The 10,854-nt window shown below is 68.9% G+C and carries 7 protein-coding genes; 2 read left to right on the top strand and 5 right to left on the bottom strand.

Annotation, left to right across the window (positions count from 1 at the left end; translation table 11 throughout):
• Nucleotides 1-104: 104 nt before the first annotated feature.
• Genes ACLQ24_RS26350 through ACLQ24_RS26340 form a run of 3 tightly spaced genes read right to left on the bottom strand, consistent with a single transcriptional unit; the run spans nucleotide 105 to nucleotide 2,879 of the window.
• Nucleotides 105-1,814: a DUF262 domain-containing protein gene (locus ACLQ24_RS26350; protein WP_425894394.1), complete on the bottom strand. Its 1,710-nt coding sequence runs from the start codon at nucleotides 1,812-1,814 to the stop codon at nucleotides 105-107.
• A gap of 13 nt (nucleotides 1,815-1,827) precedes the next feature.
• Complete coding sequence (locus ACLQ24_RS26345) at nucleotides 1,828-2,634, bottom strand: hypothetical protein (protein ID WP_425894393.1); 807 nt, start codon at nucleotides 2,632-2,634, stop codon at nucleotides 1,828-1,830.
• Nucleotides 2,607-2,879, bottom strand: coding sequence for an AAA family ATPase (locus ACLQ24_RS26340; protein ID WP_425894391.1), 273 nt, complete (start codon nucleotides 2,877-2,879; stop codon nucleotides 2,607-2,609). Before ACLQ24_RS26340 ends, ACLQ24_RS26345 begins: the two co-directional genes overlap by 28 nt.
• A 285-nt stretch (nucleotides 2,880-3,164) precedes the next feature.
• Between ACLQ24_RS26340 and ACLQ24_RS26335 the strand changes: the two genes are divergently transcribed.
• Nucleotides 3,165-3,374 (top strand): type II toxin-antitoxin system VapB family antitoxin, encoded by a 210-nt coding sequence (locus tag ACLQ24_RS26335; protein WP_357951042.1) that lies wholly within the window; start codon nucleotides 3,165-3,167, stop codon nucleotides 3,372-3,374.
• Complete coding sequence (locus tag ACLQ24_RS26330; protein ID WP_425894390.1) at nucleotides 3,371-3,790, top strand: PIN domain nuclease; 420 nt, start codon at nucleotides 3,371-3,373, stop codon at nucleotides 3,788-3,790. Before ACLQ24_RS26335 ends, ACLQ24_RS26330 begins: the two co-directional genes overlap by 4 nt.
• Nucleotides 3,791-3,811: 21 nt before the next feature.
• Here ACLQ24_RS26330 and ACLQ24_RS26325 read toward each other — a convergent pair whose 3' ends face one another.
• Both ACLQ24_RS26325 and pglW read right to left on the bottom strand, forming a co-directional pair.
• The gene (locus ACLQ24_RS26325) at nucleotides 3,812-7,078 is read right to left on the bottom strand and encodes an SNF2-related protein (protein ID WP_425894389.1); all 3,267 of its coding nucleotides are present in this window, start codon (nucleotides 7,076-7,078) and stop codon (nucleotides 3,812-3,814) included.
• Between the two features lie 91 nt (nucleotides 7,079-7,169).
• Complete coding sequence (gene pglW / locus ACLQ24_RS26320; RefSeq protein ID WP_425894395.1) at nucleotides 7,170-10,766, bottom strand: BREX system serine/threonine kinase PglW; 3,597 nt, start codon at nucleotides 10,764-10,766, stop codon at nucleotides 7,170-7,172.
• Nucleotides 10,767-10,854 lie beyond the last annotated feature (88 nt).

Genomic DNA, 10,854 nt, shown 5'->3' with positions numbered 1-10,854 from the left:
CATAGCGCTCGGGTAACACTCCGGACACCCGTGATGTTCCTACCCCACCAACCATGATCCACAAGACAGGCCCTAGATCCTAAGGTCTGTCGCCCCGGCTGCCACTACTCCGAATCGTCATCGGCCACACCAGCGACCTGACCACCTACCGGCACGTCCAAATGGTCGGCGAAGGCGCGGAGCCGCCGCTCCAGCAACTCAGTGCGGTCCTCGACGAAAATCTGCCCACCGTTGCCCCCGTCGCAGAGCCGCCGCCACGCCTTAAGGGGAATCCCGTGGCTCTCCAGGATCTGCTCAGTCTGCGACTGGCCCACCAGCCGACGCAGCTCCGGGTTGCCGTCGAAGAGACCCGGCCCGACGGGTAGGTCGAGCCCCTTGAGACCTGCGAGGACGCTGGTGTTCGGTGTGGTCGGGAAGATCAGCCGGTTGGCTGGGCGAGGGTCGCGCGGCACCACGTGCCGGAAGATCTGGTTGTCTGCCGTCGCGAGCACGTTCGCCACCTCGAAGGGCTGGCCGAGCATGTCCAGGCGCCGGGGAAACTCCACCGCCTCCCAGATCACGTATGCCTTCGTCCGCGCGCTGTTGAGGTTGAACGACTCCGGCATCGGCTGCACAGCGGCCACGTCCAGCGGCAGGTCAGCCTCGTCGGTGGCGAACCGCCGCATCTCGGCCAGCGCCCGGCGCAGCATGGTCGAGGTCGCCCCGGCGAACGCGCTCGACCACGAGGTCACCCAGAACCACCGCCGCAGCCCGTCATAGTGCCGGCCGCTCGGCTCCCGGCAGGTGTGGAAGAACATCGCCAGCAAGACCAACTGATGCGAGTACGGCAGGAAGCGGGCGTGCGGCATTCCGACGCCGTTACGCAGGAACTCCGCCGCCAGTCCCACCGCCCGACCGGTGTGTGGCAGGTCGTCGTGCAGCCGGTTCTGCACGTAGTCGGCGACCAGGCTCCAGCGCGGCGACATGATGTCCGACTCGCCGGCGATCGCCAGCAGCGAGCGGAAGACCGCGAGTCGGGGCAACTCACCGAAGCCTGACTCGGCGATCGAGCTGACGATGTCGTCGATCCGGCTGGCGAGGGACGGCTGTTCCTCCCGGTAGGTCAGCGCCGAGACCATCTGGTCCGGGTCCATCCGGGTGCCGGTGCGGTTGAGCCGGGCGTAGACGTTGACCGCCTGGTCGAGGCTCGCGCCCTGCAGGCGTACGACAGTGAGTTTGTAGCTCTTGATCCGCTGCACGACCGCCTCGGCCTCGCGGATGAGCATGTCGACCTGGTCGACGTCCCGGGTGGCAAGCTCGACCTCGCGGAAGTGCCCGAGGAAGTCCCGGGTGCGCATCACCGCTGCCAGCGGCAACAGGTGCGGTGACCAGCGACCCGAGCGATGGTGCCGGTAGCGCTCCGAGCCGGCCTGGTCGGCGCGCAAATCGCGATAGACCTGCCAGATCCAGTCTGCATCGTCCTCGGCCGGACCGCGTCTCGGCGGCCGATTCAGCACGCCGAAGAGGGTGGAGACCCGCTGGTGGCCGTCGAGAAGGTAGGAGATCTGCTGCCCCGCCGTCGGTGGCGGCGGGATCGGCAGGCCGCCGATCCGCTCCAGCGAAGGGATCGGCAGCTCGGTCTGCCAGAGCAGCAGGCTGCCGATCGGGTAGCCGCGTTCGATGCTGTCGAAGAGCTCCAACATCTGCGCCGGCCGCCAGACGAATGGCCGTTGGAACGCCGGCACCCGGACCGTCCCCTTGCCGATGTCGGTCAGCAGGTCGCCGACGAGCGCGATCGTCGGGTCCGGTCGGATCTCGGCCTGGTCGGTGCGCATGGGCGTCAGTGTCCTACAGAATCCGACGAATCATGGCCAGCAGCTCCCGCAGGTCCGCCACGGCGACCGGGCCAAGCTCGTCGAAGTCTGCCTCGGTGAGCCGCACATCGGGTGGGATCAACGGCTTGGGCATCGACCCGCCGAAGTGCTTCTTCACGTCCACATAGTGCCGGTCCTCGTGGGGCATGCATCGAAGACTCGCCAGTTTGGCGTCCCGTTCGGCGGGGGCCCGGTCGATGAAGGCTTCCTCCCACACCCGGCACGGCACATAGTTTTCCAGCTCACGGCAGTGCCACAGGTGCACCTCGCTACCCTCGCCGAGGGCGCGGATCTGCAGGGCGTAGGTGACATTCTTGGTCCGGTGACCGGCCTTGCTTCGGTCGCTGTCCATCAGCGCCGCCACCCGGATCAGTACGGAGAATTCGCGGCGCCGCCGCTCGACGAACTGCAGCATCCGGTCCTTGCCGCCGGCGTGGCTGAGTCGTAGCCAGTGCGCATCGAGGGCCTCCACGATGGCGTGTTCGCCGAACGCCTCGGCGACGGCCAGCAGGAAGGACTCCTCGGTGATCTCGTCCTCAACGACCAGCACCGCAGGTCGGCTGAGGTCTTCCACCAGGTCCTTGAGTCGCGCGGCGGTGACCACCGCGCTGGCGTCCTCGGCCGTCGACGGCTTGAACGCCTCCACCAACGCGTGCTCGACGAAGGTCTTCACCGCCTTGAACGGCAGCGTCTCGGCGAAGCGCGCCGCGCTCTCCGCGACAGCGCGATCGGGCCGCCAACGGTGCCGCCCCGTCATGGCCAGATCGAGCAGCTTGGCCACCCGTGCGGGCTCTGCTCGAAGATCAGGTCGGGAAAGCCGTCCACCGGCTGTGGCACCAGGCGATCCAGGTCGAGTGGTGCGGTGCTGGTGGTGTCGAAGCCCGTCCCGATGACCAGCGGGGCACGGGTCAGCACGCTCTTGCCGGAGTTGTTCTTGCCGAGGACCACCGTGACCGGCGCCAGCTCGATGTCCTGCCGGTCCCGGAAGCAGCGGTAGTTCTCCAGCACGATCTTGCGCAGCGGCATTCCTAGATTTTTACCACATTCAGTGACGACACAGGTGCCCTCCGGATGGCCATTCTGGATGCTCCGAGCGTCCTCCAGCCTGGACTGCACGGTCCGGATCTAGGATCCGAGACACACCGGCCGGTTCGGACTATTCCGGTCCACGCTTCGGAGCGACAGCACGCCTCGGCTGCCCAATGTGCGACCGGCCAGGCGACTCTCAGCATGGCGAGTCAGCGAACCCTGATATCAAAGACGTGCCGGATTTATATCATCGGCGATGATCGCCCACCTGAGGAGGCACCCGTGAGCCGGACGATCCTTGATGTTGATGACGAACTACTCGCCGAGGCCGGCAAGATCCTTGGCACCACGACGAAGAAAGCAACAGTCAACGCCGCCCTCAAGGCTGTCGTCGACCGGGAGAAGCGGCGACAGTTCGCCGACTGGCTCAAGAGCGGAGGGCTGCCCGATCTGACGGGTCCCGTCGAGACGGCCGAGCCGGACGCAGCGTGAGTCACGAGCACTATCTGCTGGGCAGATCAGCCCTCGCCCGTTGGCCCAGGCGCAGCGTGGCTCCGGTGCTCGGTGAGCTGTCCGATCGCGGGCTACTCGCGGTGTGCGGTGCGGTCGAGATCGAAGTGATCCACAGTGCCCGCACCGCCAAGGACGCCCAGCGTGCCCGGTGGCTGATGGGCGGATTCCGGTGGTTGGAGATGCCTGACGAGGTCTGGGACCGGGCGATTGACGTCCAAGTGCAGGCGTTACACAAGGGCAACCACCGAGCGCTGTCCATGGCGGATCTGTTGATCGCCGCCACCGCCGAGCGACACGGAGTCACCGTGCTGCACTACGACGGCGACTTCGACCTGATCACCTCGATCACCGGGCAGCCCACCGCCTGGGTCGTTCCCGCCGGCACCGCCGACTGAGCGCATCATCGCCGACGCCGCTCACTCCAGCAGGCTCCTGATGTCGCCGGCGGTGAGCTGCGCGGAGCCGAAATCGCCGCCGTCCAGGACGCTGCTGAACAGCTCGGCCTTACGCGCCTGCAACGCCATCACCTTCTCCTCGATGGTGTCCTTGGCGACCATCCGGTACACCATGACGTTGCGGGTCTGGCCGATCCGGTGCGTCCGATCCACCGCCTGGTTCTCGGCAGCCGGGTTCCACCACGGATCGAGCAACAGGCAGTAGTCGGCCTCGGTGAGGTTGAGACCGAAGCCACCGGCCTTCAGGCTGATCAGGAAGACCTGGTTGCCGCCGTTCTTGAAACCGTCGATGACGGCAGCCCGGTCCCGGGTGGTCCCGTCCAGGTAGCTGCACGTGATCCCGGCCGCTTCCAACCGCTGCCGGGCCGCGCCGAGGAAGCGGGTGAACTGGCTGAACACCAGACTCCGGTGCCCCTCGGCGACCAGGCTGGAAATCCGTTCGGTGAGCACGTCAAGCTTCGTCGCCGGCACGTTCTGGTGCTTCGGGTCGACCAACGCCACGTCGAGGCTCGCCTGCCGCAGCAGCGTCAACGACCGGAAGATCTCGAACCGGTTCTTCTCCAGGTCACCGAGGAGACCGAGGACCTTCTGCCGCTCCCGCTGCAGGTACGCCTGATAGACCCGGCGGTGCCGGCGGTCCAACTCCACCTCGATGACCTGCTCCTGCTTGGCCGGCAGGTCAGACGCCACGTCCGCCTTGCGTCGGCGCAGCATAAGCGGCCGAATCCGACGGCGGAGCTGGGCGAGCCGCTCGGTGTCCCGTTCCTTCTCGATCGGGTTGCGGTAGTAGTCGGTGAACCGGTCGGCGCGGGGCAGCAACCCGGGCGCGGTGATCGAGCAGAGCGCCCAGAGCTCCCCGAGGTGGTTCTCCATCGGCGTGCCCGTGATCGCCAGCTTGAACGGGGCCGGCAGCAGCTTCGCACAGCGGTGCGCCTGGGACTGCGCATTCTTGACGAACTGCGCCTCGTCGAGGATCAGCCCGGCCCACTCGATGGTGCGATAGTCGTCGTACTCCAGCCGGAACAGCGTGTACGAGGTGACCACAATGTCCGCGCCGGTCACCGCGTCGGCGAGGGTGACACCACGCCGAGCCACGGTCTGGGTCACCGCCCGGACGTCCAGCCCCGGTGTGAAGCGGGCTGCCTCGCTCGCCCAGTTGGCCACGACACTGGCCGGTGCGACCACCAGGAAGGGCGACTCGGCGCGCGCGTGGCAGATCAGCGCCAGCGTCTGCAAGGTCTTACCGAGCCCCATGTCGTCGGCGAGAACACCGCCGAGGCCGTGATCGTGCAAGGTGGCGAGCCACCGGAACCCGTCGAGTTGGTACGGGCGCAGCTGCGCTCGTACGCCTGCCGGGATCTGCTGCTCGGCTGCCGGCTCCATGTCACTGAGCGCGCGTACCGACCGCTGCCAGGATGCGGCTTGGCCGATGACCTCACCCAGCTCGGCGAGCTCGTCCCAGAGCCCTGCCTGGAATCGACCTACCCGCAGCACCCCTGGCGGCGCGTCCGCGAGTGCCCGGGATTCGGCGATCAGGTCCCGCAGCTGCTGGAACTCCGGTCGGTCGAGCGTGAAGTAGGTGCCGCTGGGCAGGATGAGGTACTGCTGCTCCTGCGCCAACGCGGAGAAGAGCTCCACGAAGTCGACCTGCTCGTCACCGACGGTGACCTGCACCGACAGGTCGAACCAGTCGTGGCCGCCCGCCTCGCCACCGTCGGCGAAGGTGATGGTGGGCGCGAGGTGCGTCTCCTTATAGTCGGTGAGCACCCCCTCCGACGAGGTGACCAGCTCGACGCCGTCGAACTCGGACAGTCGCGGCACGACGTCGCTGACGAAGCGGATCAGGGCGTCACCGGTGAGGTTCACCGACGCCGCCAGCCGGGGGCCGGTCGAGGACTGTTCCAAGAGCTCAGGCACCGGCTTGGCAACCAGGTCGACGACCTGCCGCAGCAGCTCCGCACGGCGCTCGTCCGGGACGGCGGCCAATCCGTCCCGCAGCGGCTCGGAATGGCGCCGGCCGCCGACGACCCGGTGCCACTCCCAGCCCACCCGCAGACGGTTCTCCGACTCTGGGCTGACTGTTGCGGTCAGGGTGGCCGGCCCTACCCTCGGAAGCTGAACGGCCGGGTCGGTGGCGAACACCTCCACCTGGCGGAGCAGCTCCGGGTAGAAGCGGTCGAAGAACTGTGCCTCCTCGGCAGCGGGAATCCGGATCGCCGGCCCGGTGAGCGCCCTCATCATCCCCGGCTGCAACGTCCCCGCCAGCGGCGCCAACCAGAGCGCCGGTCCACTGGATCGGGCATCAGGCCCGCTACGCAGCTCCCCCACCCCGGCGACGCCGTGCGCCGGCTCGCCAACCAGGAGTACGCGCGAAACGGGGATCGGTGCCCCGCCCGCTGACAGCATCGGGGCCAGCACCAACTCCTCATCGACCCGACCCACCTGCACCGAGAGCCCAGCTGGACGGCCCAGCACCACTGGCCCGGCACGTTTGCCGGCCTGCACCAGCGGCAACCCGGTCTCGGCCGCTTCGGCCAGCAGATCCCAGATCCTCCGGCTGGGAAACTCGTGCAGCGCGAGCGCCCGTCGTTGGCCGTCGTAGTAGTGATAGGGGTCGGTGTTCGCCAGTCGGGCGATCTCGAGGAGCAGTCGTCGGTGGCGCTCGGTCTGCCCGGACCGGTCGAAGTAGGTATAGCTCAGCGTCGACCAGCTGACCCCGGAGCGCACCCAGCCGGTGCGGCCCGGCAGCACCGGCCGCAGATCGACCTGGAAACCCGCCGCGTCGTCCGAGCCTACGGAGACGACGTCGAACTGCAGGCCGAGACCCGGCGGCTCCGACTCCACCACGGTCTGCGGCGGTGCGATGTCCCGGACCAGCTCGGAGAACGACCGCTCCCAGCTTGGCTCGGACTGCGCCGGCCGTGCTTTCCGGGGCGTGGCCGTGGCGAGCGCCGACAGCACCAGCGCGGCGGGGTGGACGCAGCCGGCCTGCCCGCACGTGCATTTGCCGTCGAACGCCTCGACCATGCCGTCGGCCGCCAGTTGCGCCGTTGCTGCCACCAGCCCAGCTCCGCTGCCGAGCCGACCGTGCCCCTGGCCGGCCGACGGATCCCATCGCACGTCCAGCAGCTCCCCGTCCTCGATTACCTGGCGCGCGCGTAGGAACACCCGAGGTCCGACAAGCTCGTAGAGTGCGGCCTCGGCCGCCGTCAATGCGAGCTTCGCCATGTTTCGACCCCTTCGGTGGATACCACTTCCGCCGGCTGGCCAGTGCACACAGCCAGCTGACTGGCGAGCATCACCGCAACGGGAGCTCCGCTCAACCCGCCGCCGACGGCGCCCGGCCCGACGACTCTAGCCAATCGTCGGCGAGCCACACCGACTGACTGGCCGGTGAGGTCAGCGGCAGCTGCACTCCGTCCAGCGCCGCCGGCTCAGGTCGACGGGCCGGCACCAGCAGCAGCCGGGCCGCCGGTCGGGGCCGGGTTGGGTCGGCCAGCTCCTGGAGCAGCCCGACCTGCCCGTAGCGGGCCAACGGCGCTGCCTCGGTGATCAGCACCGGTCGGTCGGCGGCAGCGATCGCTTCGGTGACCGCCGGCACCACCTGGTGCCGGACCAGGTCCACCAGACTGCGGAAGTCAGCGTCCAGAGCTGAGCCGTTGTCGGCCGCCACGATCGCCTCCCATGGGAAGCCCAGGGCACGCAGCCGGCCCAGCATGACCGCGGTCACGTCCACCTCGGTCAACGGCAGCCGCGCCAACAGTGCCCGTCGGGCCGGGCCCAGCCGGCGCAGTGGTGCCAGCAGCGCCAGAAAGGCTCGCCTCTCGATGGCAGCGGTGAGCTTCTCGCCCACCTCGTCGGCGGCGCTCAGCCCGAGCAACGGCGCGTGGGTGGTGGCCAGCCGGGTGCCGGTCACCGACGCGGGCGTGCTCGGCGGCCCGTACGCGACATCCTGCGCGTGCCAGGTGAGCGGCACCTCGGCCGCCGCGAGCAGATCGGTCAGGGCCGGCCGGTCTGGCACCCGCTCCGCGCGGGGGAATCGGCTCTGCACCCGGTCACGGATCTGCTGCGGCCTGAGCCGCTGGCCGATCAGTCCGCCGACCGACAGCCGCAGGGCCCGCTCCGCCGACATGCCCACCGGGTAGAGCTGCCCCTGGGCGTTGACGTCGACCCGGTCATTGCTCCCGATCGCCGCGAGTTGCAGCAGTCTCAGATCGGCTACCGCAGGCATGCCGGCCGGCGAGGTCAGCCGGCGTAGCTCCTCGACGGCGCGCTGCCGGGTCGGCAGTGGGTCGGCGGCAGCCAACTCGGCTGCCCGGCCACCCAGCTCCACCACGTACCCGAGGAAGTCGGCGGCGGTGACGTCGGACGCCGGATCGTCCGGCTCGCGGCCGACCAGGACCGTGCCGGAGTTACGGAATCGCTGAATGGCCAACCGGGCGTCCCCACCGGTGCTCAGCTCAGCCTCTACGGCGGCCCGAACCAGCCCGACCGCCTGCGGCAGACGTTTCGGTGCGGGCGTGTAGGAACCGCGGGCGGCGATCAACGACTCGGCCAACTCCGCAGCGGACATCACCGCCCCCCGGGCGTCCAGCAACGCCACGAGCTCGTTACGCACCGCTTCCAGCGCGGGGTTACCCAGCCAGGTCCTGGCTTGCGCGCTCAACAGCTTGGAGATCTGCGGCTGGCTCCGGGCAGTCGCTCGCGCCGCCTCGCTCTGGGCCGGCCAGCACAGGAACACGCCGTCCTCGGCAGGTGCCTGGCCTAGCAGCACGGCCATCGTCCGGTGGTTACGTGACGTGGCGGTCGGCAGCAGGGTGGCGCACAGGGCCTCCACGCCCTGTGCGAGCGTCTGCTCGTCTCTGGTACTCGACTCGTTGTCGTCGGGCAACGCTGCCCGCAGGGTCCGCCGCACGGCAAGGATCTCCTTGCGCGTGGCGTCCGGCACACTCTTCGCCCTGGTTAGCTCCGACGGCTCAGCGTCCACCAGGTCTCCGACCGTGTGCATGCCGAGCCGCTCCAGCGCCGAGCGTGCCCGCGCGGTCAGGTCGGTCACCTCAAGCGGTGACTCACGGGTCAGCCCGACCACCGCTGGCGCCGGCCCGACCGGCGTCACGGCCGGTTGCGGGATCTGCTGGAAGATGGCACGCCAGGCATCGGTCATCTCGTCGACCGTGTCGAAGCGGGCTGCTGCGTCTCTGGCCAGCGCGCGGCGGAAGAAGTCCACCAGCCGGTCAGCGACGGCCGGATCAAACGCCGCCGGCTCGAGGGTCACCTCGTCGCTGACCACCACCGGGTTGGCGTTGTCGCCCCACTGCGGCAGGGTGCCCGTCGCCATCTCGTAGAGGACGACAGCCGCCGCGAACCGCTCCGCTGCGGCGTCGTAGCGCAGTCTGCGCGGCGGGCCCAGGAAGGGATCCAGGTAGCCGACGGTGCCCGCGCTGATCTGGTCGGCCGGGCTCGACGACAGCGAGAAGTCGAAGACGCAGAGGTGTGGCTGTTTGTCCTTCGGGCGGGGCCGGGCTGCCAGGTTCGCGGGCTTCAAGTCCCGGTGCCAGACACCCTGCCCGTCGAGGTAGTTGACGATATCGAGGAGGTCACGCCCGTACCGTTCCAGCAGGTCGAGCGCCAAGCGGCCACCGCGTAACTCCTCCGCGAGCGTGCGCGGCCCGGCGCTCTCCAACAACAGGGCGGTCCGGCCGCCGACCCGCACCGGACCTTTGACCAGCGCCGCCACCTGGGGATGCTTCAACTTCGCGAGGGTACGGGCCTCCGCAGTCAGCCGCTCTTCGTGCTGCTCGTCGCGGGCCACCTTCAACACCAGCTCGCGGGTCTTCCCGACCGGCTTGACCAGTAGGGCCACTGCCGTGGCCCCGGCACCCAACCGATCCCTGACCTCCAGGCCGCCATCGAGCAGGTCGCCCCGATGAGCCGAGAGCGGGTCGGTGAGCGGCTCCGGCTCCGGTGCGGTCAGCTCCTCCCAGACGTCCTCCAGGTCGCTACGGAAGCGGAAAACGCTGGCCAGCCGGTGCGCCGGGTCGCCTCGGGTCGCGTCGTAGACCAGCGTCACCAGGCTGTCAGGCATTCCGTCGACCACGGCGTCAAGGTGCAGCCCGCTGTCGCGAACCGCGTTGATCAACTCCTCTGGTGTGGCAGCCGGGGCCGCGCCAGCGAATATCCGGTAGGCCAACGCGCCGAGCGAGAACACGTCGAGCTGATGGCCCGGCAGCCGGGTGGCGTTCTCGGCCTCCGGCGCCTGGTAGCGACGGACCTCGTCGTCGAAGAACAGCTCCAAGCTGGCTGGATCACTCGACGGGCCCAGCCGGGTCAACTGAATCGTGCCGGCCAGGCGACCACCGGTCTGCCAGTCGGTCACCACCAGTGTCGGACGTGAGCCCTCCGGATCACCGACATAGATCGCCCGAGGCGAGAGCGCCCGGTGGGCCAATCGCCGAGAGTGCGCGTAGTCAATGATCTCGGCGAGATCCTGCACCAACTGCAACCGCTGTGCCAGCGTCAACGCGTCGCCACGCCTGAGCAGCCACTGGTCGAGGCGTACCCAGTCCTGCTGGTGGTCGAAGACGACCGCCGGGCCCCACGAATGCTCGACCAGGTCGTGCACGCGGGCCACCCCCGGATGGTGGATACCCTGCAAGAGGCGAAACTCCCGCTCCGCCGCCTTGCGGATCAGCGGCACCTCATGCTCAGCTGCCCGGCTGGTCAGATAGAACCGCACCCGGCGCACCAACAAGGTGTCCAACGTGTGCCCGGCGAGGAAGTCCTGCCAGCCGAGGCCCTCCGCGAAAGGTTTCGGATACAGCAGCAGTTGACCGATCTTGCGGTCCGCCACCGACGGACGGACCTTCGCGCCCCGCACCAGCTCGACGATCTCCCGGCCACGTGCCTCGTTGACCAGGTGGTCCGGATTATTGGCCCGTAACCCAAATGGTTTGTGATCGTTTGGGGTGTATGGGCGTTACGGTGCGGGACGCGCGTCGGCTTTC

Source organism: Micromonospora sp. DT4 (assembly GCF_049841675.1).
Lineage (GTDB): Bacteria > Actinomycetota > Actinomycetes > Mycobacteriales > Micromonosporaceae > Micromonospora.
The sequence above is the reverse complement of the archived record's forward strand: the minus strand, read 5'-3'. Positions and strand labels throughout refer to the sequence as shown.

Excerpts from the sequence above, each read along its gene's own strand:
- ACLQ24_RS26350 (WP_425894394.1), bottom strand. The coding sequence starts at position 1,814 with ATGCGCACCGACCAGGCCGAGATCCGACCGGACCCGACGATCGCGCTC.
- ACLQ24_RS26340 (WP_425894391.1), bottom strand. The coding sequence starts at position 2,879 with ATGCCGCTGCGCAAGATCGTGCTGGAGAACTACCGCTGCTTCCGGGAC.
- ACLQ24_RS26325 (WP_425894389.1), bottom strand. The coding sequence starts at position 7,078 with ATGGCGAAGCTCGCATTGACGGCGGCCGAGGCCGCACTCTACGAGCTT.